The organism is Cohnella zeiphila, from assembly GCF_014212055.1.
GTDB lineage: Bacteria > Bacillota > Bacilli > Paenibacillales > Paenibacillaceae > Cohnella > Cohnella zeiphila.
The window spans coordinates 1-22,071 of record NZ_JACJVO010000011.1 but is presented as its reverse complement, the minus strand read 5'-3'; the positions used below and the strand labels follow the sequence as shown (position 1 = coordinate 22,071).

The following is a 22,071-nucleotide window of genomic DNA, read 5'->3' as shown; positions in this document are numbered from 1 at the left end:
CTTTCTGGAACACGACAAAGTGATTCGAGCCGGTTCGGGGATCCCAATCAACTCGTAGCCTACGCGGGACTAGATCCGAGTGTGTTTAGCTCCGGTCAATTCGCGGCGTCCAGCACGCGTATCACCAAACGCGGCTCTAAACGGCTAAGAAGAGCATTATATTGGGCCGTACAGTGCGGAATTAGGAGGAGCACGAATAAATGGCTAAGAGCGTATTGCGAGAAGAAAAGACAAGAGAGCAAGCCCTACAAGGTGACGGTGATTGCGTGCGCGAACAAGCTCTTGCATCACATTTGCGCCATCTTGAAAAAAGGCCAGCCCTATAGCATAAACCATATTTAACCAAGCCCTCCGCTGCAACGGGGGTTATTTGGCATGTACAGAAGCGCACTGGAGATTCCGGAGGCGGATCTCTCAGCAATTCATGTTGCCGCCAACTTATCCCCGATTCCCGGAATCGTTCTTAACATCTTTAATTTTCATTTCCAAATAGCGCAACTGCCCTTGCTGGGCAAGCAGAATCTCTACCATGCACAACAGCGCTGTCCTTTGTGCTTTTTCTTGACGTCTCATGAATGCTTGAAAGACACTTGCCCCTTTGCCACGTCCAATCCGATAACCGGTTCCATGTCAGCTCCTTCTGATGTGAAATTAGCCGGCAACCCCATAACTTCGCTTGTGGTACGAGGTCAAATGCCCCAACCAGTTCTATTTTCTATTAAAGAATTTTATTTTCTTTCGTCCATATTTACATTTATAAGATGAGGAGGTATGATCGGGTTGCCAACAAAAATGAGTGATTACTTACATCAAAAAGGAGGCCTGCTCTTGTCTACCCTCACGGAGTCGGCAAGATCCTCATCCGTCGAGATCGACGGATTGCGCCGCTCGTTCGGAGAGCGCGCCGTACTGGACGGCATCTCCCTTCGGATCGGCCGCGGCGAGCTGTTCGGCCTGCTCGGACCGTCCGGTTCGGGCAAAACGACGCTGATCAAGCTCGTCACCGGCATCGACCGGGCGGACGCCGGCGAAGTGCGCCTGCTTGGCGAGAAAATGCCGAAGCTGGCCATGCTGCAGCGGTTCGGCTATATGGCGCAATCCGACGCCTTGTACAACGAGCTGACGGCCCGCGAGAACCTGCTCTTCTTCGCTTCGCTCTACAGGCTGTCCGGCCGGAAGCGGCAGGAGCGGATCGAAGCCGTCATGGCGCTCGTCGATCTGACGCCGCATCTGAACAAGCCGGTCGCCGCCTATTCCGGCGGCATGAAGCGGCGGCTCTCGCTGGCTATCTCGCTTCTGCACGAGCCGGAGCTGCTCATTCTCGACGAGCCGACGGTCGGCATCGACCCGGCGCTTCGCCAATCGATCTGGAAGGAGCTCGCAGCCTTGCGGGACGGCGGCACGACGATCATTCTGACGACGCACGTCATGGACGAAGCAGACAAGTGCGACCGCATCGCGCTGCTGAGGGACGGACGGCTGACCGCCGTCGGCTCGCCGGATGCGCTCAAGGCCGAGAGCGGCACGCAGACGATCGAAGACGCGTTTATCGCGCTCGGGGGAGGTGCGCAGCGATGAGAATCCGCGCTTTGACCGTTCGCATCATTCGCCAATTCGTTCGCGACAAGCGGACGCTCGCGCTGCTTTTCCTGGCGCCGCTGCTCGTCCTGACGCTGATGAACTTCGTATTCAACGGCCGCGAAGCGAAGCCGGCGATCGGCGTCGTCGGCCTGCCGCAGACGGTCGAGACCCGTCTCTCCCAAGCCGGCGCGGATACGGCCGTTTACGGCGACTTCGCGCAAGCCGAAGCCGCATTAAAGGACGGCAAGCTCGACGCCGTCATCCGTATGGACGGAGGGGCGCCGTCCGTCCTGCTCGAAGGCAGCGATCCTTCCGTCTCGCGAAGCGTGATGCTGACGCTGCAGAAAGCGCTGCAAGCCGACTCTTCAAGCGCCGCCGCGCTCCATGTCGATTATTTGCACGGCAAGGAAGACCTGTCGACGTTCGATTCGATCGGTCCCGTTCTGATCGGTTTCTTCTCGTTCTTCTTCGTCTTCCTGCTCGCCGGCGTCGCCTTCCTGAGAGAGCGAACGACCGGCACGATGGAGCGGCTGCTGGCCACCCCGATCCGCCGTTCCGAAGTCGTCTGCGGCTACCTCGCAGGCTTCGGCTTGTTCACGCTGCTGCAGGCGATGCTGATCGCCTGGTTCTCGATCGACGTGCTCGGCTTGTACATGGACGGCTCGATCTGGCTCGTTCTGCTCATCAACCTGCTCCTGTCGCTGACGGCGCTGACGTTAGGCACGCTGCTCTCTTCGTTCGCCGGAAGCGAGTTCCAGATCATTCAGTTCATCCCGCTCGTCATCGTGCCGCAGGTATTCTTCTCCGGCCTGTTCAATCTCGATACGATGAACGAATGGCTGCAGAAGCTCAGCTACGTCATGCCGCTCTACTACGGGGCGGACGCGATGCGCGGCGTCATGCTGCGCGGCGAAGGGCTGGCCGACATTCAAGCCGACGTCTGGGTGCTGCTCGGCTTCTCGGTTGCTTTTGCGCTGCTGAACGTTGTAGCATTGAAGAAACAACGAACGATCTGATTGCCGTTATCGGTGAAGGAAAGGAATGGAAGGCAAGTGAGCGAGGAAAAAGAACCTTGGCTGAAGGAACTGCTGGAGAGCGGGACCGGAGAAGATCAGATGACGGCCAAGCAGGCACGCATCGTCGAAGCGGCCGTTCAGATGTTCGCGGAGAAAGGCTACGCGGCCACCTCGACCAGCGAGATCGCGAAGCAAGCGGGAGTCGCGGAAGGAACGATCTTCCGCCATTACCGGACGAAGAAGGACCTGCTGATGGCGATCGCCGCCCCCGCGGCCGTCAAGCTGCTCGCGCCGTTCCTGATTCGGGAGTTCCGCGGCGTGCTGAACGCCGAATATTCCAGCTTCGAGCAGTTTCTGAGAGCGGTCGTCGACAACCGGCTCCGCTTCGTGGAGCGAAATATGAGCATGGTGAGGATCGTCATTCAGGAGATGCCGTTCCACCCCGATCTTCAGAACCGCTTCCGCGAAGCGGTTCTCTCCCCCGTGCTGGAACGGATCGGCGGCATTCTCGACCGGTTCAAAGCCATGGGGCAGCTGGCCGATCTGCCGAACGGAACGATCGCCCGAATCTGCGCGTCGGCCATGATGGGCTACGTGGCGGCCCGCCTTCTGAACAGGCCTTCTCCGAACTGGAACGACGAGAAGGAGCTGGAGGCGACCATCGCCTTCCTGCTCAAAGGTCTCGCTCCCTGATTCGGGACCGTCGGGTTCAGTCCAGCGGGATGCGGTAACGGGAGTGGCTCTCGACGATATGCTCTCCCTGGTTGTACACCCACCGGAATTCGAACCGGTCGCCGCGATAGTCCGTCCGGCGCCGGATGTCCGGCACGATGACGGCTTCGAGGTTGTCCAGCAGCTTCTTCTGCAGCTCCTTCAGCCGCTTCTCGTTGTCGTATGCCTGCTTGACGGCTTCCTCGTCCGTGTCGCTCGTCTGGCGGAAATACGTTCGCGACACGACGCTGTCCGGGGTGCCCGGCTCGAACGGGAAGCCGGAGCCCCGGAAAATTTCCTTTACCGTGTCGATCCAATCCTTGTATAAATCGATGCTCGTTTCGATGCGGAAGCCCTCCTTCGAACCGGATTCGCCGGCCCGTTACTGCCGAAGATGATAAGGAACCGTGGCGACGACGACATCCCTTCGGTTGAGAAGGAACGCGCGCAGCAAGAGGCTCGATTGGTTGTGCAGCAAGTTCTCCCACCCGTTCCGGGGAACAAATTGCGGGATGAGAATCGTCAGGTAGTCCGTCTCGGACGTCTTCCATTCTACCGTATCGATGAACTTGATTAAAGGCCGGATGATGCTGCGGTAGCTCGTTCTCAGCACGATCAGCCGGACCCCGGGATCCCACTCCTCCCACTTGCGTTCCATCTTCTCGATTCCTTCCTCATCGAAGCCCACATAGACGGCGATCACGTTGTCCGTCATGGATTTGGCGTAGCCGAGCGAGTGCATGACCACGCGGGTAACGCCCGCGACCGGCACGACGACGGTCGTCTTTTTGATCTCTGGTTTGTCCGTGTCGGCGCAAATCCGCAAGTCGTTCGCGACATTCCGGTAATGGCCGTGGATCTTGTAGAACGTCCAGATGACGATCGGCAGGAATACGAAGACCATCCAGATCTGGCTGAATTTCGTGACGATAAAGATCATCGTGATGACGAACGTCGTCAGCATGCCGACCGTATTCACGGCCAGACGGGGCGCCCAGCCGGGCGGGCGCAGGCGAATCCAGCGAATCATCATGCCGAGCTGCGACAGCGTGAACGGAATGAACACGCCGACCGCATAGAGGGGGATCAGGTTTTCCGTGTCCCCGTGGAACAGGATGACGAGCACCGCCGACAGCGCGCCGAGAAACAGAATGCCGTTGGAAAAACCGAGCCGGTCGCCGCGGATCATGAACGCGTGAGGCATATATTTGTCCCTGGCCAGCATGTACGCCAGCAGCGGGAATGCCGAGTATGCGGTGTTCGCCGCCAGGAACAGGATCAACGCGGTCACGCCTTGAATGGCGAAGTAGACCGCACCCCTTCCGAAGACGGCCGCCGCGATCTGGGAGACGACCGTCTCCTTCTCCTGCGGAGCAATGCCGTAGCCGTATGCCAGCAAGCTGATGCCGATGAACATCGCGCCGAGGATCGAACCCATCATGACGAGAGTCAGCGCGGCGTTCCGCTCGGACGGCTTGCGGAAGTTCGGAATCGCGTTCGATACCGCCTCTACGCCCGTCAGCGCGGAACAGCCGGAGCTGAACGCCTTGAGCAGCAGGAACAGACTGATGCCGGATACGGTGGTGCCGAGCTGCGGAACGTCGGCATGAACGTCTCCCATCGCATACCGGATCGTCCCGGACACGATCAGCACGAAGATCGAGGCGACGAACAAATAAACGGGAATCGCCAGCACCGATGCGGATTCGGTCACCCCGCGCAAGTTCATGAGCGTCAGGAAGACGATCATGATCGCCGCGATCAGCACCCGGTACGGATGAAGCGCGGGAAAGGCGGAAGTGATCGCGTCCGTGCCCGCCGAGGAGCTGACGGCGACGGTCAGAATATAGTCGACGAGAAGCGAGCCTCCCGCAAGCAAGCCCGTAGGCACGCCCAAGTTGTCCTTGGACACGATATAAGCGCCGCCGCCCGACGGATAGGCGTATATCGTCTGGCGGTAGGACAAAATCAGGACAAGCAGCAGACCGAGAACCGCCAGCGAGATCGGAATCGAATACCAGACGGCCGCGAAGCCCGCCGCCATCAGGACGAGCAGGATTTGCTCCGTCCCGTAAGCGACCGAGGAGAGCGCATCCGAGGACAGAACGGCGAGCGCCTTCAGCTTGGACAGCTTCTCTCCCTCGATCTGCCCGCTCTTCATCGGTTTGCCGATCAAATACCTCTTGAGTCTGGTGCTGGTGATCATGCTGGCTATCCCCTCTACATTCCATCCGGTCTAAGATACGGAGCGCTATTTTTGCACAACAAAAAAACCGCGGGGAAACAGGATCTTCCCGCGGCTTGCGACGGACCGGCTACCGGTCCGCGGTCGCGACAAATCCTTCCATCGGACGCTTGCGAGGTTAGCTGACGGATTCGGGCGCGAAAGTCGCCCTACGGCCGGCCGTGCCGGTCGATTCACCCCGGAGACCGAAAGGAGCTTGCGGTCTCGTTGGTTCCCCCGCTTCTGCGCGCAGAATTCAGCGGCTCAAGATTTGCGTATATCGTCTGTCGTGCATTTGAATCTTACTCCGGGCCGGGATTTCTGTAAAGATCGCCGCTAACGGAAAAGGACGCCGCGACGGTTCGTCTGGCGCCAAATAAACGCTTACATTTGCTTTTGACGCCAGCCGGCGGCGGATTTGGCCGCCGCGCTCGCATTTTTCGGATTTGCTAAAAATTCCTCATTCTCGAAGAAGGCGCATCGTCAGGGCTTTAGTCGAATGGCGACGAGCTTAAGCTCGGTCAGCTCCTCGACCGCGTAGCGGACTCCTTCGCGGCCGATGCCGCTCTCCTTCACGCCGCCGTAAGGCATGTTATCGACCCGGAAGGTGGGAAAATCGTTGATCATGACGCCGCCCACTTCGAGCCGGTCGGCCGCCCGCATCGCCGCGTTCAGATCGTTCGTATACAGGCCCGCCTGCAAGCCGTAGCGCGAATCGTTCACCCGGTCGATCGCTTCGTCAAGCGACGAGAAGCGATCGATGCAGACGATCGGGCCGAACGCTTCGCGGCAGGAGATCGGCTCGTCGGCCGGAACGTCCGTCAGCACGGTCGGCTCGTATACCGTCTCCGATAAGGCGCGGCCGCCCAGCGCGACCGTGGCCCCTCGGCTTAACGCGGACGAGACCCATTCCTCCATCCGGCGCACTTCCTTGGCGTGGATGAGCGCGGACACATCCGTCGCCTCGTTGGCCGGATCGCCGACGACGAGCCGCCCGGCCTCCTCCGCGAATCGGACCACGAACGGCTCGTACAAGTCGTCATGGACGTAGATCCGTTGGGTCGAGATGCAAATCTGTCCGCTGTACGAGAACGCGCCGGCGACGCAGCGACGGATCAATTCGTCCGTCAGCTCGGCCGACCGGTCGACGATGAGCGCCGAATTGGAGCCGAGCTCCAGCGTGACGCGCTTCAGCCCTGCCTCTCTCCTAAGCGCGATCCCGACTTCGGGGCTTCCCGTGAACGAGATCGCTTTGACCCGGGGATCGCGGACCAGCGCGTCGCCGACGACGGAACCCGGGCCCGGCACGATATTCAGCGCCCCGGCCGGCAGCCCGGCATCGGCGAAGATCGGACCGAGCGCCAGCGCCGACAGCGGCGTCTGGCTCGCCGGCTTCAGCACGACCGTGTTGCCCGCGGCGATGGCCGGCCCCACCTTGTGCGCCGCCAGGTTGAGCGGGAAGTTGAACGGCGTGATCGCCCCGACGACGCCCAGCGGCTTGCGCACGGTATAGGCGAACCGCCCTTCCCCGCCGGGTGCCGCGTCGAGCGGGATCGTCTCGCCGTGAATGCGGCTGGCTTCCATCGCCGCGAAACGGTACGTCTGAACGGTGCGGGCAACTTCGCCCCGCGCCGTTCGCAGCGGCTTGGCCGCTTCGCGCGCAAGCTGCAGCGCCAGCTCCTCGGCGTCGCGCTCGATCCGGTCGGCGACCCGCGTCAGAATCGCCGTCCGCTCGTGCGCCGGCAGCGCAGCCATGGCTGGCGCCGCCGCTTCCGCGGCCGCGATCGCCTGTTCCGTCTCCCGAAGCCCCGCTTCGGCCACTTCGGCGATCGGCTCTTCCGAGTATGGCGACCTCAGCGTCCGGTACCCCTCGCCCGCTTGCCACGTTCCGCCGATCCACAATCCTTTTCTCATCCGTCAACCTCCCCTTTCGGTTTTCCTCATCCGTTTTTTACCCCGAAACGCGAAAACCGCCGCACGGCGGATTCTCTCCGGACGCGCGGCGGTCCGGGCCCGCCCTTCTTATTTCGGCTGCGGTTTGATCTTCTTCTGCAGCGGAGGCAGATGCTTCATCGTCCGCAGCATCGGCCCTTGGCAGATCGGACAGACCTGGCCCGGAACCGCGAATTCCTCGCGCACCCATGCTTTGCATTCGCCGTTTTTGCATTTGAGAATGTTCACGATCGATAATTTCGGTTTGTTCGTCTCGCCGGCTGTCACTTCTTCTACGCAATCCCTTCGTCTGAAACTGGAACGACAACCGAATAAATATAGGCCATTTTTCCCTTCGAAGTCAAGCGACTGCGGCATTCTGCCGGAGCGGACACGGCAAAACCGGAGGCGCGTTCGCCTCCGGCCGCTTCAAGCGGTATATGTTAACCAAGCGTACGCTGGCCCGGCTTCCAGTCGACCGGGCACAGGCCGCCGGATTGCAGCGCCTGCAGGATGCGCAGCGTCTCGTCCACGCTCCGTCCGACGTTCATGTCGGTCACGACTTGGTAGCGGATCACGCCTTCCGGGTCGATGATGAACAGGCCGCGATGCGCGGCGCCGGACGCGTCGTCGAGAATGCCGTATTGATGGGCCGTCTCCTTGGTAAAGTCGGAAGCGATCGGGAACTTGATGTCGCCGATGCCGTTCTGCTCGACCGGGGTCTGAATCCAGGCGCGATGCGTATAGACGCTGTCGACGGACGCGCCCACGATCTCGCAGCCGAGCTCCTTGAACTGTTCGTAGCTGTCGCTGAAGCCGCGGATTTCGGTCGGACAGACGAAGGTGAAGTCGTACGGCCAGAAGAACAGCACCAGCCATTGGCCGCGATAATCGTCCAGGGACACGGTCTCTTCCAGCGTGTCGAGGTTTTTGGTCGACGGCAGTTTGAACGCGGGAGCGGGCTGGCCGACTTTGGCAAAAGGATACGGGACGGTTTGTACGTTTATGGACATGGATAAGTTCCTCCTTGGATGTTAGGACGTCAGCTCGGATACGGCGCGAGCCAGCTGGGTTTGGTTGAAGCCGAGAATCTTCGTCTCTCCGATAACCGTAACCGGCACCGAACGAAGGCCGGTGTTCCACAGCTCTTCGGCGAACGCCTCGTTCTCGTCGATGTTTCTCTCTTCGTAGGCGACTCCGCGCTCATTCAGATACGATTTGACTTGACGGCAATAATTGCAGTACGTGCTCGTATAGACGATCGCCGCGGCGGATTCGGACATGTTCGTTCCTCCTTGTCGATTAAGCGATAGGGACCGGTGCGGCGGCTTCCGCCGCTTCCAGGAAGCGTTCCGTGTCGAGTGCAGCCATGCAGCCGGTGCCGGCGGCGCTGATCGCTTGCCGGTAGCGGCTATCCTGCACGTCGCCGCAGGCGAAGACCCCGGGGATGTTCGTCTCGGTCGTGCCGGGCGTAACGAGCAGATAGCCGTGGTCGTCCGTCGTCAGCTGTCCGTCCAGAAACTTCGTGTTCGGCGTATGTCCGATCGCGACGAATACGCCTTGCGCTTCGATCAGTTCCTCTTTGCCGGTCTCGTTGTTCAGCACCTTCAATCCTTGCACGCCGGCGTCCGACGCGACGACCTCCAGCGGCGTGCGGTTCAGGCTCCAGCTGATCTTGCCGTTGGCCCGCGCCCGCTCCTGCATGATCTTCGACGCGCGCAGCTCCTCGCGGCGGTTGACCAGGACGACTTCCGACGCGAAGCGGGTCAGGAAATTCGCTTCCTCCATCGCCGAATCGCCGCCTCCGACCACGATGATCTTTTTCCCCCGGAAAAAGAATCCGTCGCAGGTCGCGCATGTGCTGACGCCGCGTCCGACGTTGTCTCGCTCGCCGGGAATGCCCAGGTACTTGGCCGAAGCCCCCGTGGAGATGATGAGCGATTCGGCTTGCAGCTCGCCCATTCCTTCCACCGACAGCGTGAACGGCCGCTTGGACAGATCGACGCGGTTCACCCATCCCGTACGAAACTCGGCGCCGAACTTTTCGGCTTGCTTGCGCATATTGTCCATCAATTCCGGGCCCATGATCCCGTCCGGAAAGCCGGGGAAATTCTCGACTTCCGTCGTCGTCGTCAGCTGACCTCCAGGTTCCGGCCCTTCGATGACGAGCGGGTTCAGGTTGGCCCGGGCTAAGTAAATGGCGGCCGTCAATCCGGCAGGCCCCGTGCCGACAATAATCGTCTTGTACATAGGGTTCCCTCCTTATTTATATTTAGATTTAGTTTAACTTTCGTCTACAAAAAAATCATACCATCTCCGCCTCCCGGCTGCATGAAGGTATGATGAAGGCTCCATGAAGATTTCATGAAGCGCCAAACGGTCAATAACTTATTCCGCGATCCGGTAACCGACTCCGCGCACCGTCACGATATAGATCGGCTGCTTCGGATCGTCGCCCAGCTTCTGGCGCAAACTCTTGATGTGGACGTCGATCGAATTGCTGCCGCCGAAATAGCCGTCTCCCCAGATCGATTCCATGATCTCCTGGCGGGAGAGAACGCCTGCGGACGCGAGCAGCAGCTTCAGCAGATCGAATTCGGTCTTGGTCAAGTCGAGGCGCCGCCCGTCCTTGTACAGCAGGAATCGCTTCAAGTCCATCTCGAGGTTTTTGAAGCGGAGCAGCTCGGGATGGCCCGGCGCCGCCACGGCGGCCGGCTTGCTCTCAACGACGAGCGACTCGATCTTCGCGAGCGCCTCGCCGACCGGACAAGGCCAGACGAGGGAAGCGGCTTCGGCGGGCGGGCGCGCGTTCTCCCCGATCAGGATCAGCCAGCCGGAGCGATCCGCCGTTCCGTTCGCCGCGGAATCCAATCCTTCATACGAGCGGTCCGCGATGATCAGGTCGTTGTCCAGATGTGGAAGCAGCGATTCGTCCTCGTTATGGAACAGAAGGACGTCGTAGCAGCGGGACATCAGCTCCGTCACCAGACTTTGCAGCCGGGCGGGGAACGGGCTGATCAAGACGATCCGGCGCGTCGTCAGGCAGAAATCCCCCTCCGCGAAAACGGGCGGCTGCGGGGTTACCGGTCCGGGTTCGACGTTCGGCATGCGGCGCACACTCCTTTGAACAGCATTTGTTCATCCGTGATCCGGTAGCCCGTCTCCGCGGCGATCTTGTCGAGCCAATCTTTCGGAGCGGCGGTCATCACTTCGTCCACTTTTCCGCAGGACGTGCAGACGATATGCTGGTGGTCTTCCGTCCGGGCATCGTATCGGCTCGCGTCACCTTCCAGCTTCAGCTCCCGGATCATGCCTTGTTCGGTCAAATACCGGAGGGAATTGTACACGGTCGCGTAAGCGACCGTATGGCCCCGTTCCTTCAACCGGTCGATCACGTCCGAAGCGGTCGGATGATCGCGGGAATCGCCGACAATGTCCAGAATGAGGCGACGGGGCGTCGTCAATCCGCTTCTTGACATCGGAATCATCCCTTCCATATTTAGATTAAGTTTAAATCTACTATGAAATAACCGTTCCGTCAAGATTTACGCACCGCTACTCCGGCAAGTTCCCGGATCCGCGAGGACGCACGCTAAGCCAAATAGCGGAAATAAACATAAACGCTTGAGATGGCGATCGACAGAATCATCAGCGGAAAGCCGAACTTCAGGTAACGCATGAACGAGATCGGATGACCTTCCTTGCCCGCCAGTCCGGCCACGATCAAATTCGCGCTCGCGCCGATCAGCGCGCCGTTGCCGCCGAGGCACGCCCCCAGCGCGAGACTCCACCAGAGCGGCTCGAGATCGCCGTATCCGAGCGCGCCGAACTCCTGAATCATCGGGATCATCGTGGCGACGAACGGAATGTTATCCAGGAAGGCAGACGCAATCGCGCTAAGCCAGAGGATAAGCATCGAGGTGGCGACCGGCTGTCCTCCGGTCCACTCGATCGCCTTCGAGGCCAGATCGGAGATGACGCCCGTCTCCACCAAGCCGGATACCAGCACGAACAAGCCGACGAAGAAGAAGATCGTCGTCCACTCCACTTTTTGAAGCGCCCGCTCCATCGCATGCTCCCCGGTCATGAGCAGCAGCAGGAACGCCGCCGCAAGCGCGACCGTCGCCGATTCCAGATGGAGCCACTGGTGCGTGAAGAAGCCGGCCAGCGTCAGGCCGAGCACGATCAAGCATTTGCGCAGCAGCTTGGCGTTCGTAATCAAGCTTCCGGCATCCATCTCCATCAAGCCCCGAACCGCCTCCTCCGCCGTACGGATCGACTTGCGGAACATCCAGGCGAACAGGGCCAGATTGACCGCCAGAATCAGCAGTACGATCGGGGCCAGATTCGCGATGAACGCGTTGAACGTCAGCTCCTCCACTGCGCTGCCGATCATGATATTCGGCGGATCGCCGATCAGCGTTGCCGTTCCTCCGACATTGGAGGCGACGATCTCCGAGAGCAGGAACGGCATCGGATTGACCTTCAATTGACGCGTAATGCTGAACGTGACGGGAATCATCAACAGCACCGTCGTAACGTTGTCCAGAAAAGCCGATCCGACGGCAGTGATCAGAACGAGCGCGAACAGGATCCGGACCGGAACCCCTTTCGCCTTCTTCGCCGCCGCAATCGCAATGTAGTTGAACAGCCCGGTATCCGCCGTCACGCCGACGATGATCATCATGCCGATGAGCAGCCCCAGCGTATTGAAGTCGATGTGATGAATCGCCGTCTCCTGGTCGACGATGCCAAAGCCGACCATCAGCGCGGCGCCGATCATGGCGAGGACCGTCCGGTGGATTTTCTCCGATACGATAAGTGCGTAGATCACCAAAAAAATAACGATGGCCCAAATGGCTTGCATGTCCATGCGCGTTTCCCCCTCTTGTCGGCAACATTCTCAGAATGCCCGGAAGGCCCCGCGCAAACCCAAAAAAAGCAAAAAGAAGCCTGCGCGTGGCAGGCTCCTCCGGTTGTTGCTTATTTGGTTTGTCAAAACACATTCCTCTAAATCATACCCGACATGGCGCGGTTTTTCAAGCATTCTCCAGATGCGGCTGCAAGCTGAACCGCTGCCGGTACCCGCACTTGCGACACAGCTCCTCCACCACTTCCCGGCGCGAGAAGCCGTCGTGCATCCGGGTCGCGCGCTCGCCTTCGACGATTTCGGCGAACGGCCGCTCGTGAATATTGCCGAGATTGATGACGCCCTCCCCGTCCAGACAGCACGGGACGACCGTTCCGTCGACCAGCACACCCGCCTGTTGGCGAAGCGCGTGGCAGAATCCTCTTCCCTCGTCTTCCCGTTCGGTCAGCTTCGGCCATTTGAACTCATGATCCTGGTTCAGGTAGATTCGGTCGGCCAGCTTAAGCCCTTTCCCGCGCTCGAACTTCTCCTCGATCCTGTAGTCCAGCGCGAATTCCCGTTCGAGAATGTCCAGCACTTCGCGGTTGCGCTTGCGCTGAAGGTTGGTGACTTTGTCTTCGGTCAGATTCCACAAGCGCAGCGAGCTCAGCATGCCGTGTTCCCTTGCCGCTTCCTTGGCGAAGTCGAGCACGGAGACGACGTACCCTTCCTTGTCTTTGGAGCCGGGATGGCCGTCGAAACTGTGCAGCGAGAAATTCATCTGGCGAAGCGCGGGCTTGCCGAGCAGCTTGTGCCGGTTCTTGTGCAGCAGCGTGCCGTTCGTCGTGATGTTGACCTTGAACCCTTTCTCATGGCTGATGTCGAGCAGCTGATCCACCTTCGGATGAAGCAGCGGCTCCCCTTTGACGTGAAAATAGATCGAGTCGGCATGCGGCCGGATCTCGTCCAGTATGTGGCGGAAACGGTCCGGCTGAAGAAATTGCGCCTGGCGCTTCGTCTCCGGGCAGAAGCTGCACGCCAGATTGCATACGCTCGTGATTTCGATATAGAACTTTTTGAACCTTCTCATCGGATGAGGCCTCCAGATCAGCTTGACCCTCTTATTCTAGCAGAAATGGAGGCTGGCGGGTTCATCGAATCTTCATGCCGTCTTCATCTTTTCTTCATGATCGAACCGACTCGGCATGCTAAGATTTACTCATATTTAGATTAAGTTTAAATTTAACTTTAGGAGGAATTTTGATGAGCGCCATGAAAAACGCCCTGAACCAACAACTTGCCAACTGGATCGTCGCCGAGATGAAGCTTCGCCGGTTCCACTGGCAGGTGAAAGGCCCTCACTTCTTCACGCTGCACGCCAAATTCGAGGAGCTGTACGAGGAAGCGGCAACCCATATCGACGAACTGGCGGAGCGAATTCGCGCTCTGGGCAACGATGCGTTGACGACGCTGACGGAGGCGCTGAAGCTGGCGACGGTGAAGGAAGCGGAGGGCACGCCGTCCGCCGAAGAGATGGTGAAGGCTGTCGTACAGGACTTCGAATCGATGGTCGGCGAGCTGCAAACCGCGCTTGCCTTCTCCGAATCGGTCGGCGACGAAGTCAGCCACGATCTGTTGCTCGCCATACAGGCCGGCCTGCAGAAGCACGTCTGGATGCTTCGCTCGTTCCTAGGAGAGTAAACCCGGCCGCGTCAGATTCGTTCCCACTCGCAGCGCATGACCAGGTTGTCTCCTTGAAGCTTGGCGGCCAGGCTGCCGCCCATCTTCAGCATCAAGCCGCGCGCGATCGACAGGCCAAGGCCGGACCCGGAGCCCGAGCGGGACCGGTCGGCCATATAGAAGCGGTTGAACAGCAGCTCGGGATTCGTCCCCTTAAGGCCCGGAGCGGCATTGCTCAGCGTAAACGCGGCATGCCGTTCCGTTCGGCTTAACGTCACGATCAGCTCCCCTTCGGCGTGGCGGATCGCGTTCTGCATCAGATTCTCCACGACGCGGCGCACGGCCGATTCGTCCGCGTAAATATCGACGGCTTCCTCCGTGAGTTCAAACGTCGGATTCAACCCTTTCTCGTTCAACGAATCGTAGAATCCCATCAAGATTTCCGGGATGAGCTTGTGCAGAGCCACGCGTTCCGGCTTGAGCGCGTAGTCGACGGATTCGATGACCGACAGCTCGAAAAAATCGGCCAGCAGCGCCTGCAGGCGGTTCGTGCGCTTCTTGACGACTTCGAGAGCCGCGCGTCGTTCCTCCGCCGACAGTTCGCGCGACTCCAGCAGCTGGATGTAGCCGGAGATCGACGTGAGCGGCGTTCGCAGATCATGCGACATGTTGGCGACCGCCTGGCGCAGCTCGTCTTCGGTTCGCCTCCGTTCCGCATTCGCCTCGGCGATCAGCTCGGTATGGCGGTTGATCTCGACCGCCAGCGCCTCGGTCGCCCTGTCGCTCAAGCCGACGGACAGCTTGCTGGCTGTCTCGTGCCGGTTATAGCGTCCGAGCTGCGCGGCGAAGCTGCGAACTTCCCGCCTTACCGCCGCGAGGCGAAGCAGGCAGAACGCTGCCGTTAGAACCGCCGCCGCCGCAATCCCGATGAGCACGTCCGCCTGCCTCCTTCCCGATACCGCGCGGCACCCGCCGCTTTATTTGATTTCTTTCCTCCGGAACGCGTACACGCCCAGCGCGACGAAAACGATCGCAGTGGCGACCGGAATGACGGCGGATAGTACCGCGTCTCGCGAAGCCATCGCCGTATCGGCGTAATGATTGATTTCGTTTAACAACGAATATTCGTAAATCTTCAGGACGAACGGCAGATGATTTCCGATCATGACGAACACTCCGTCGATGAAAAAGAAGAAAATGATGCCGATGCCGATCGTCTTGCCGCTGTCGTTGAAGATCACGGCGATCAGCGCGACGATCGCCGCGAAGCCCGCCGACAGCGTAACCGTGAGGCCAAGGCAGCGGATGACATATTCCGCGGCGGAGACGTCCGGCAGCGAGCCGCCCCCGAACAGCAAGCTGCCGATCGCGAGGCAGAGGACCGGGAAGACGAGCGCAACCAGCACGGAACCGCCGATAAACACGAGCATCTTCGCGACGATGATGCGGCTGCGGCTGTAGCCGGACGAGACCGCGCGCTTCATCGTCCCGGTCGAATACTCGCTGGAGACGAAAAATCCGGCCAGCACGCACAAGCCGATCTTGATGATGTACGTGTTGCCCCCCATCGCGGACCTCAGCATGTCAAGCCCGGATGTCGCGTCCAGAGCGCCGCCGTCCGAAGGGTCGTCCAAGTAAGTCATGAAGCAATAGACGACGGCCGAGAGGAACAGAGCGGCCAGAATGAGCCAGAAACTGCGATTGCGCGTCAGCTTGTACCATTCCGAACGAATCAGGTTAGACATGCTTGCCACCCCCGATCCGTGCCGTGAAGTAGCTCTCCAGATCCTCGCCCGTCGGCATGAACTGCTCGACCTCGAGCCCGCTCTCCACGAGCGCCCGCGAGACGCGCGCCGGATTTTCCAGATGCGCGTACAGCCGAATGACGCCGTCCGCCATCACTTCGTATTCGCTCGTGGCCAGCTCCCTTTCGAACACCGCCGCCGCCCTTTGCGGCTCGTCTACTTTTATATGCAAGTAATGGCGGCACTTTTCCCGAAGCTCCTTGGCGGTCATCTGCTCCAGCAGCTTGCCGCGGTGGATGATGCCGTAATAGGTCGCCACCAGGTCCAGCTCGCTTAAGATGTGACTGGAGATCAGAATCGTAATGCCCCGTTCGCGGTTCAGCTTCTGAAGCAGCTCCCGCATCTCGACGACGCCCATCGGGTCCAGCCCGTTCGTCGGCTCGTCCAGAATGAGGAACTCCGGATCGCCGAGCAGCGCGACTCCCAGCGCCAACCGCTGCTTCATCCCGAGGGAGAAATTGCGCGCCGTCTTCCGGCCGGTCCCTTCCAGTCCGACGAGCTCCAGCGTGCGGGCGATGCAGTCTTTGCCGGGAATGCCGCGCTGCAGCCGGTGCGCCTCCAAATTCTCGCGCGCCGTCATGGACGGATAAAGCGCCGGGGTCTCGATCGCCACGCCCATCCGTTTCCGGCTGCGGATCAGTTCCTTTTCGCCGGTCTCCCCGAACAGCTCGATCGTCCCCGAGGTCTGGAACGCCAGCCCGGTCACAAGTTTCATGAGCGTCGACTTGCCGGCGCCGTTCTGGCCGATAAAGCCGTAGATCGCTCCTTGGCGAATCGCCAGATCGACGCTGTCGAGAGCGAGCTGGTTTTTGTACCTTTTGGTCAAGCCGCGAGTCCGTAATACGTATTCGTTCATGTCGAGCCATCAGCCTCCCTGATCGAACCGGCCCAAGCCGGTTGCTTAGGTCCGGCGAGGAATTCGGCGCTCTGGCCGCCGGATTCCGCCGAACCTTTCGATGTGATGGCTTCAGTATAGAGACCGATTCGTAAGAGATCGTAAAGCCGTTTCGTAAGAAAAGCTTAAGTTTTCAGCCGGTAGCCCATGCCCCAGATCGTCTCGATGTACTCTTCGTCCGGATTGGCTTTCGCCAGCTTGCCTCGCAGGTTGCTCATATGCACGTTGATCGCGTTCTCCTCGCCGCCGAGGAAGTCCTCGCCCCAGACGCTCTCGAACAGGTTGGCTTTTGTAAACAGCTTCTTCGGATTCGAGAGCAGCAGCGCGAGAATGTCGTACTCCCGCGCCGTCAACGTCAGCACCGCCTCCCCGACCGCCGCGACTTTCAGATCGGGGTCGAGCGTCAAATCCTTGTGGCGCAGCAGCTTCGGCGCCGCCGGCGCCGGGACGCGGAGATAGCGCCGAAGCAGCGAATCGACCCTCGCGGACACTTCCTCGAGATCGAACGGCTTCGTGATATAGTCGTCCGCTCCGGTTTTGAGCGCGGCGATTTTGGCCTCCCGCTCGCCTTCCGCCGTAATGACGATGACCGGGTAGCGGTAATTCTCGCCGATCTCCTTCAGCAGTTCCTCTCCCCGCTTGCCGGGGAGCATCAGATCAAGGAGTACGAGCGCCCAATCCTGCTTGTCCAGATAAAGCATCGCCTCCGTGCCCGAGTAGGCGGGCTGCGGCGCGTAACCGCTCCCGCGCAGAACGCTGCACAGCAGCTGATTGATATCGTCGTCGTCCTCGACGACGAGAATGCGTACCGCGTCTTCCACTATCGTCTCCCCTGTTCCTGTTCCTGTTCCGCAAATTCGGTTAGCGCCATTATACCACGATCGCCGGTCGCGAAAAGACCGTCCCAAGCCGGGGCTCGGGACGGTCCGGATGTTGGGGCTGGCTCTGCCAAAGCGGCAGGGGTCGTGAGCGATGAAGCTCAGCTGTTGCGCCGCTTTGGCGGGATCCTCGCGCTTAGGGCAGATGTGGCTCAGCGGTTGCGCTTCTTCGGCGGAATTCCGACGACTGCGGCGACTGTAGGCTGTTCATTGGCCTACATCGAGAGTAGTCGGACACTTCCGGCGAATGTAGGCTGCCAGACTGCCTTCTGCGCCAAATCTCTAGCGAATACGGCGGATGCAGGCAGTCCATCGGCCTTCTTCGGAGAGAAGCCAACCGTATCGTTCAGTCGTTGCGCCCGGTCGAGAAAACTACCTCGTGAACGCTCAGCGTCGAGCCGAGCATGATGCCGCCTCCTGGCGGCTGCTGCGCGGACGTGCCGCCCTCTGAGGACGCATGGGCGTGAGAACCTTCGGCGGAAGCCGCCTGCGCATGGCTATGCGCCGCTCCATCCGCGGCGCCCGGCGCGGAACCGCCCGCGGGACGAGCATGGGCGTGCGCCTGCTTGAACGCGTCGCTGTTCACCCAGCCCTCGAACGCCTCGCGGCTCTCCCATGTCGTGCACACCTTCAGCTCGTCATGGTCTTCCTGCGACGTTTGGAGAAGCTCCATCCGGACGAAGCCGGGCGCGTGCTGAACGCCCTTCGGACTTTTGAAGCGCTCCGCCACTTGGTCCGCGAAGCCGGACTTGATGCGAATCGTATTGGTCGCGACGATCATTGCGATCACTCCTCCGTTTTCATATCATAATTGGCGCCGATTTGCTCCTGAACCGGAAATACTCCCTTTATTTCTAGAAAAACTGAACTTCCACGCGATTGTATGGGAAAATCGCCTCTAATCGCTCTGCCATCCTCCTATTTCGCGGAAACGAGCCGTTTTCGAAGGAGATTTTCCCGTTCACGGCACGCTTCAGGGGCAGATTCAATCGGATAAAAGGAGCTTTTCCGGTTCGCGTCAAAAGAGCGTACAAGCCGCTCCGATAAAACCATTCCGGCGCAAAGGCAGCGACGGTCCGGGCTGGCAAACCGAGCCACTGGTAATCAGGGTTCAGCCCCTCACTCGGCGTCTTCGAACAGCTTCGTCTGGAACCGCGCCAGATCGGCGTACTCCTCTTCGAGCCGGCGCGAGAGACGGACGAAGATCGGCAGCAGCTCGCGGTAGACGGCGGACGCCTCGGGATTGGGCACGTGCTCGTGCGTGGTGCCGACCATGCCGGCGACTTGCTCGAATGCGTCCTTCTCGCCGAACGCGAGCTTCCCGAGCACGACCGCGCCAAGGCAGGAGCTCTCGTAGCTCTCCGGCACGACGACGCTCTGCCCCATAATGTCCGCTATCATCTGCCGCCACAGCGGCGATCTCGCGAAGCCGCCGGTCGCCTTGATCCGGCGAGGCACGCCGGTCTGCTCCTGCATCGCGAGCAGCACCGTGTACAGGTTGTACACGACGCCTTCCAGCGCCGCGCGGATCATATGCTCCTTCTGGTGGTGAAGCGTCAAGCCGAAGAACGAGCCGCGCGCATCCGGATTCCAGAGCGGCGCCCGCTCTCCGGTCAGGTATGGATGGAAAAGAAGGCCGTCGGAGCCGGGGCGCACCCGTTCCGCGATACGCGTCAAGACGTCGTACGGACTGATGCCAAGCCGCTTGGCGGTCTCCGTCTCCGAGGCGGCGAACTCGTCGCGCACCCAGCGGAAGATGACGCCGCCGTTGTTGACCGGCCCGCCGATGACCCAGTGGCGCTCCGTCAGCGCATAGCAAAAGTATCGACCCTTCGGATCGGTCTGCGGTCGATCCGTCACCGTGCGGATCGCGCCGCTCGTTCCGATGGTCACCGCCACGACGCCGGGAGCGGTCGCGTCCAGCCCGAGATTCGACAGCACGCCGTCGCTCGCGCCGACGACGAAAGGCGTCGACGGCAGCAGGCCCATTTCCGCGGCCAGCTCCGAATTCATCCCTTCCAGACGGTGCGTCGTCGGCACAGGCTCCGACAGCTTGTCCCGCGCGATGCCCGCAACCCGCAGCGCTTCCTCGTCCCAATCCAGCTTTTCCAGGTTAAACATCCCGGTCGCGGACGCCATCGAATAATCGATCGCGAAGCGTCCGAACAGCTTGTAGAACACGTATTCCTTCAACGAAACGAACTTGGCTGCCCGGGCGAAAAGTTCCGGCCGCTCGTGCCGCAGCCAAAGCAGCTTCGTGATCGGCGACATCGGGTGAACCGGCGTGCCGGTGCGCAAATACAGCTCGTGCCCGCCAAGCTCCGTTTTTAACCGCTTCGACCACTCCGCGCTACGGTTGTCGGCCCACGTCAAGGCGTTCATCAGCGGCCGGCCGCTTTCATCCAAAGGCAGCACGCTGTGCATCGCCGAACTCGCCGAGACGAAGCGGACGTCTTCCGGCCGCGCGCCGGCCTGCTCCACCGCCTGGCGAACCGAGGCAAGAACGGCGGACAGAATTTCGTCCGGGTTCTGTTCCGCGACGGACGGCGTCGGCGTCAGCAGCGGGTAGCCGACGTTGCCGGCGGATACGACGCTTCCGTCCTCCCGGAACAGCACCGCCTTCGTGCTGGTCGTCCCGATGTCGATGCCCATAAGATAGATTCGGCTCACCATGTCTTCCCTCTTCCGCAACAAGAAATCGATTTATGCAAAAATGCTCACGATCATAATAAGTACAAGCCCCGCTACCGAGAGCAGCGTCTCCATCACCGTCCACGACTTGAGCGTCTGGGGCACGGTCATGTGGAAAAATTCCTTTACCATCCAGAAGCCGGCGTCGTTCACATGGGACAGCACAAGCGAGCCCGCGCCGGTCGCCAGCACGGCCAGCTCCAGATTGGCGCCCGGCGTCGCCGCCAGCACGGGCGCGACGATGCCCGCCGACGTCGTCATCGCGACGGTGGCGGAGCCGGTGGCCACCCGGATCAGGGCGGCGACGAACCAGGCGAACAGCAGCACGTTGATGTTCGCGCTCGTGGCCAGGTCGGCGATCGCCGCGCCGACGCCGCTGTCGATCAGCACCTGCTTGAACGCCCCGCCGCCCCCGATGATGAGCACGATGCCGGCGATCGGCGCCAGGCACTCGGACATGAACTTGGAGATTTGCTCCTTGTTAAACCCCCGGGCGTAGCCGAGCGAGAAAAACGAGAACACGACGGCGATGAGCAGCGCGATCACTTCGTTGCCGATAAATTCGGCGAATCGCGTCCAGCCGCTTGCCGCATCCGGGTCGGCGATGCTCGCCACCGAACCGATCAGCATCAGAATGACCGGAAGCAGAATGGTAAGCAGCGTGATGCCGAACCCGGGCAAGCTGCGCTCTTCCTTCATCGCGAACTGCCCGATCAGCTCTTCGGTCGGCTGCGCCACGATGCGCTTGCCGATATAGCGGCCGAAAATCGGCCCCGCCAGAATGGCGACGGGGATGCCGATCACCAGCGAGTACAGGATCGTCGCGCCGAGATTCGCCTGATAAGCGTCGATGGCGATCATCGGAGCCGGGTGCGGCGGCACGAGCCCATGAACGGTGGACAAGCCCGCAAGCACCGGAATGCCGATCGTCAAGTAGGGGAGCTTCGTTTTGCGCGCTACGATGAAAACGATCGGAATCAATAGAATGACGCCGACTTCGAAAAAAACCGGTATGCCGACCAGGATGCCCACGATCAGCATCGCCCAATGGACGCGGCGGTCGCCGAACCGCTCGATCAGCGTCGTCGCGATCCGTTCCGCGCCGCCCGACTCCGCCATCATCTTGCCGAGCATCGTGCCGAGGCCGATGACGATCGCGATCGTGCCGAGCGTGCCCCCGAGCCCTTTGGTGATCGAAGTGACCGTGTCTCCCGGCTTCATGCCCGCGAGCAATCCGAGCAGGATGCAAGATAGCAGCAGCGTGACGAACGGGTTCCACTTGAAAGTGGATATGAACACGATCAGAAATGCGATCGCGACGAGCGTCCAGACGATCAGCGTCGCCGAGTGGCTCATGCCGAGCAGAGTATTCATGGGGAGGCCTCCATTGCCGTAGGGTGTTGGTTGTTTTTACCCGGACACCCTTAGTTTGGCCCATTTCCCCTATTCGACTCTCTTAGTCCGCCATGACGCGCACGAAGCGCTCGATCGCCCGCTCCGCTTCCACGTCGACGCAAAAGCGCACGTACGGCCCGCTGCCCGGCGACGGATCGGCCCTCCGGTCGGCGATGACCATGCCCGCCGCCGGACCGTCCCCGGCCACGACGGACGCCCGCCATTCGCGGAACGCGAACAGCTCTGGCGCGGTCGCCGCCAGCACGGCGGCCAGCCCGCGCAGCGGCAGCGTGCCGGCGGGGCCGCCGTCGCCGGCCGCCGGACGTTCGGCGGCGGCATCGAACAGCTTGCGCAACAGCCGCACGGGGCGCTCCCGCCGCGGCGAGGCCAGCCGTTCGATGCGCTCCAGATCGT

General features: G+C 60.7%; 24 protein-coding genes, 1 pseudogene and 1 riboswitch. Of the genes and pseudogenes, 6 read left to right on the top strand and 19 right to left on the bottom strand.

All coding sequences use genetic code 11. The features are described from left to right. Window positions 1–21: 21 nt before the first annotated feature. The 5 genes and pseudogenes from H7C18_RS36190 to H7C18_RS10460 form a co-directional block, all read left to right on the top strand. Window positions 22–342 (top strand): annotated as a pseudogene (locus H7C18_RS36190) (transposase); the annotation flags it as partial. A 33-nt stretch (window positions 343–375) separates the two neighbouring features. Beyond that, complete coding sequence (locus tag H7C18_RS10475) at window positions 376–765, top strand: hypothetical protein (RefSeq protein WP_185129005.1); 390 nt, start codon at window positions 376–378, stop codon at window positions 763–765. Between the two features lie 63 nt (window positions 766–828). Next, complete coding sequence (locus H7C18_RS10470; RefSeq protein WP_238357624.1) at window positions 829–1,578, top strand: ABC transporter ATP-binding protein; 750 nt, start codon at window positions 829–831, stop codon at window positions 1,576–1,578. Next, window positions 1,575–2,597 (top strand): ABC transporter permease, encoded by a 1,023-nt coding sequence (locus H7C18_RS10465; RefSeq protein WP_185129003.1) that lies wholly within the window; start codon window positions 1,575–1,577, stop codon window positions 2,595–2,597. Before H7C18_RS10470 ends, H7C18_RS10465 begins: the two co-directional genes overlap by 4 nt. Before the next feature lie 36 nt (window positions 2,598–2,633). Further along, window positions 2,634–3,290 (top strand): TetR/AcrR family transcriptional regulator, encoded by a 657-nt coding sequence (locus tag H7C18_RS10460; protein ID WP_337913285.1) that lies wholly within the window; start codon window positions 2,634–2,636, stop codon window positions 3,288–3,290. 16 nt (window positions 3,291–3,306) lie between these two features. Here H7C18_RS10460 and H7C18_RS10455 read toward each other — a convergent pair whose 3' ends face one another. From H7C18_RS10455 to H7C18_RS10405, 11 genes are all read right to left on the bottom strand, one after another. Further along, a complete protein-coding gene (locus tag H7C18_RS10455) occupies window positions 3,307–3,552 on the bottom strand; it encodes a hypothetical protein (RefSeq protein WP_238357623.1) in 246 nt (81 codons plus the stop codon). A 138-nt stretch (window positions 3,553–3,690) separates the two neighbouring features. Continuing rightward, window positions 3,691–5,514 carry an APC family permease gene (locus H7C18_RS10450; protein WP_185129002.1) on the bottom strand — a complete coding sequence of 608 codons (1,824 nt, stop codon included), beginning with the start codon at window positions 5,512–5,514 and terminating at the stop codon, window positions 3,691–3,693. A gap of 130 nt (window positions 5,515–5,644) precedes the next feature. Next, window positions 5,645–5,804, bottom strand: a riboswitch (cyclic di-AMP (ydaO/yuaA leader). Window positions 5,805–6,015: 211 nt separating this feature from the next. Further along, entirely contained in the window at window positions 6,016–7,446 is a 1,431-nt protein-coding gene (locus H7C18_RS10445; protein ID WP_185129001.1) for an aldehyde dehydrogenase family protein, read from the bottom strand. A gap of 108 nt (window positions 7,447–7,554) precedes the next feature. Further along, window positions 7,555–7,752 (bottom strand): cold-inducible protein YdjO-related protein, encoded by a 198-nt coding sequence (locus H7C18_RS35060; protein ID WP_337913282.1) that lies wholly within the window; start codon window positions 7,750–7,752, stop codon window positions 7,555–7,557. Window positions 7,753–7,907: 155 nt separating this feature from the next. After that, on the bottom strand, window positions 7,908–8,477 hold the full coding sequence (locus H7C18_RS10435) for a peroxiredoxin (RefSeq protein WP_185128999.1): 570 nt from the start codon (window positions 8,475–8,477) through the stop codon (window positions 7,908–7,910). Between the two features lie 21 nt (window positions 8,478–8,498). After that, a complete protein-coding gene (locus tag H7C18_RS10430; protein WP_185128998.1) occupies window positions 8,499–8,747 on the bottom strand; it encodes a glutaredoxin family protein in 249 nt (82 codons plus the stop codon). Between the two features lie 19 nt (window positions 8,748–8,766). After that, the gene (gene trxB, locus H7C18_RS10425) at window positions 8,767–9,714 is read right to left on the bottom strand and encodes a thioredoxin-disulfide reductase (protein ID WP_185128997.1); all 948 of its coding nucleotides are present in this window, start codon (window positions 9,712–9,714) and stop codon (window positions 8,767–8,769) included. A gap of 138 nt (window positions 9,715–9,852) precedes the next feature. Then, window positions 9,853–10,572: a winged helix-turn-helix domain-containing protein gene (locus H7C18_RS10420; RefSeq protein ID WP_185128996.1), complete on the bottom strand. Its 720-nt coding sequence runs from the start codon at window positions 10,570–10,572 to the stop codon at window positions 9,853–9,855. Beyond that, window positions 10,545–10,943 (bottom strand): Fur family transcriptional regulator, encoded by a 399-nt coding sequence (locus H7C18_RS10415; RefSeq protein ID WP_185128995.1) that lies wholly within the window; start codon window positions 10,941–10,943, stop codon window positions 10,545–10,547. The genes H7C18_RS10420 and H7C18_RS10415 overlap by 28 nt, the downstream gene beginning before the upstream one ends. Before the next feature lie 113 nt (window positions 10,944–11,056). Next, window positions 11,057–12,337, bottom strand: coding sequence for an ArsB/NhaD family transporter (locus H7C18_RS10410; RefSeq protein WP_185128994.1), 1,281 nt, complete (start codon window positions 12,335–12,337; stop codon window positions 11,057–11,059). Window positions 12,338–12,503: 166 nt separating this feature from the next. Next, window positions 12,504–13,403, bottom strand: a complete 900-nt coding sequence (locus H7C18_RS10405; RefSeq protein ID WP_185128993.1) for a radical SAM/SPASM domain-containing protein — start codon at window positions 13,401–13,403, stop codon at window positions 12,504–12,506. A gap of 170 nt (window positions 13,404–13,573) precedes the next feature. Here H7C18_RS10405 and H7C18_RS10400 point away from each other — a divergent pair, with 170 nt between their 5' ends. After that, complete coding sequence (locus H7C18_RS10400; RefSeq protein WP_185128992.1) at window positions 13,574–14,014, top strand: Dps family protein; 441 nt, start codon at window positions 13,574–13,576, stop codon at window positions 14,012–14,014. Between the two features lie 11 nt (window positions 14,015–14,025). On the opposite strand, the gene H7C18_RS10395 is transcribed toward H7C18_RS10400, so the two are convergent. From H7C18_RS10395 to H7C18_RS10360, 8 genes are all read right to left on the bottom strand, one after another. Beyond that, complete coding sequence (locus H7C18_RS10395) at window positions 14,026–14,928, bottom strand: sensor histidine kinase (protein ID WP_337913280.1); 903 nt, start codon at window positions 14,926–14,928, stop codon at window positions 14,026–14,028. 42 nt (window positions 14,929–14,970) lie between these two features. Then, on the bottom strand, window positions 14,971–15,738 hold the full coding sequence (locus H7C18_RS10390) for an ABC transporter permease (RefSeq protein WP_185128991.1): 768 nt from the start codon (window positions 15,736–15,738) through the stop codon (window positions 14,971–14,973). Then, complete coding sequence (locus H7C18_RS10385) at window positions 15,731–16,654, bottom strand: ATP-binding cassette domain-containing protein (RefSeq protein WP_185128990.1); 924 nt, start codon at window positions 16,652–16,654, stop codon at window positions 15,731–15,733. The genes H7C18_RS10390 and H7C18_RS10385 overlap by 8 nt, the downstream gene beginning before the upstream one ends. Before the next feature lie 164 nt (window positions 16,655–16,818). Beyond that, entirely contained in the window at window positions 16,819–17,514 is a 696-nt protein-coding gene (locus tag H7C18_RS10380; protein WP_185128989.1) for a response regulator, read from the bottom strand. A 403-nt stretch (window positions 17,515–17,917) separates the two neighbouring features. Beyond that, the gene (locus H7C18_RS10375; protein ID WP_185128988.1) at window positions 17,918–18,352 is read right to left on the bottom strand and encodes an antibiotic biosynthesis monooxygenase; all 435 of its coding nucleotides are present in this window, start codon (window positions 18,350–18,352) and stop codon (window positions 17,918–17,920) included. Between the two features lie 338 nt (window positions 18,353–18,690). Then, complete coding sequence (gntK, locus tag H7C18_RS10370; RefSeq protein ID WP_185128987.1) at window positions 18,691–20,244, bottom strand: gluconokinase; 1,554 nt, start codon at window positions 20,242–20,244, stop codon at window positions 18,691–18,693. 30 nt (window positions 20,245–20,274) lie between these two features. Next, on the bottom strand, window positions 20,275–21,636 hold the full coding sequence (locus H7C18_RS10365) for a GntT/GntP/DsdX family permease (RefSeq protein ID WP_185128986.1): 1,362 nt from the start codon (window positions 21,634–21,636) through the stop codon (window positions 20,275–20,277). 82 nt (window positions 21,637–21,718) lie between these two features. Next, the coding region (locus H7C18_RS10360; RefSeq protein WP_420481848.1) for a hypothetical protein at window positions 21,719–22,071 on the bottom strand (353 nt) is incomplete at its 5' end.

Bases quoted from the DNA above. Each gene is read 5' to 3' on its own strand.
- H7C18_RS10475 (WP_185129005.1), top strand. From the start codon at position 376: ATGTACAGAAGCGCACTGGAGATTCCGGAGGCGGATCTCTCAGCAATT.
- H7C18_RS10465 (WP_185129003.1), top strand. From the start codon at position 1,575: ATGAGAATCCGCGCTTTGACCGTTCGCATCATTCGCCAATTCGTTCGC.
- H7C18_RS10450 (WP_185129002.1), bottom strand. From the start codon at position 5,514: ATGATCACCAGCACCAGACTCAAGAGGTATTTGATCGGCAAACCGATG.
- H7C18_RS10445 (WP_185129001.1), bottom strand. From the start codon at position 7,446: ATGAGAAAAGGATTGTGGATCGGCGGAACGTGGCAAGCGGGCGAGGGG.
- H7C18_RS10435 (WP_185128999.1), bottom strand. From the start codon at position 8,477: ATGTCCATAAACGTACAAACCGTCCCGTATCCTTTTGCCAAAGTCGGC.
- H7C18_RS10430 (WP_185128998.1), bottom strand. From the start codon at position 8,747: ATGTCCGAATCCGCCGCGGCGATCGTCTATACGAGCACGTACTGCAAT.
- trxB (WP_185128997.1), bottom strand. From the start codon at position 9,714: ATGTACAAGACGATTATTGTCGGCACGGGGCCTGCCGGATTGACGGCC.
- H7C18_RS10420 (WP_185128996.1), bottom strand. From the start codon at position 10,572: ATGCCGAACGTCGAACCCGGACCGGTAACCCCGCAGCCGCCCGTTTTC.
- H7C18_RS10415 (WP_185128995.1), bottom strand. From the start codon at position 10,943: ATGTCAAGAAGCGGATTGACGACGCCCCGTCGCCTCATTCTGGACATT.
- H7C18_RS10410 (WP_185128994.1), bottom strand. From the start codon at position 12,337: ATGGACATGCAAGCCATTTGGGCCATCGTTATTTTTTTGGTGATCTAC.
- H7C18_RS10405 (WP_185128993.1), bottom strand. From the start codon at position 13,403: ATGAGAAGGTTCAAAAAGTTCTATATCGAAATCACGAGCGTATGCAAT.
- H7C18_RS10390 (WP_185128991.1), bottom strand. From the start codon at position 15,738: ATGTCTAACCTGATTCGTTCGGAATGGTACAAGCTGACGCGCAATCGC.
- H7C18_RS10385 (WP_185128990.1), bottom strand. From the start codon at position 16,654: ATGAACGAATACGTATTACGGACTCGCGGCTTGACCAAAAGGTACAAA.
- H7C18_RS10375 (WP_185128988.1), bottom strand. From the start codon at position 18,352: ATGATCGTCGCGACCAATACGATTCGCATCAAGTCCGGCTTCGCGGAC.
- gntK (WP_185128987.1), bottom strand. From the start codon at position 20,244: ATGGTGAGCCGAATCTATCTTATGGGCATCGACATCGGGACGACCAGC.
- H7C18_RS10365 (WP_185128986.1), bottom strand. From the start codon at position 21,636: ATGAATACTCTGCTCGGCATGAGCCACTCGGCGACGCTGATCGTCTGG.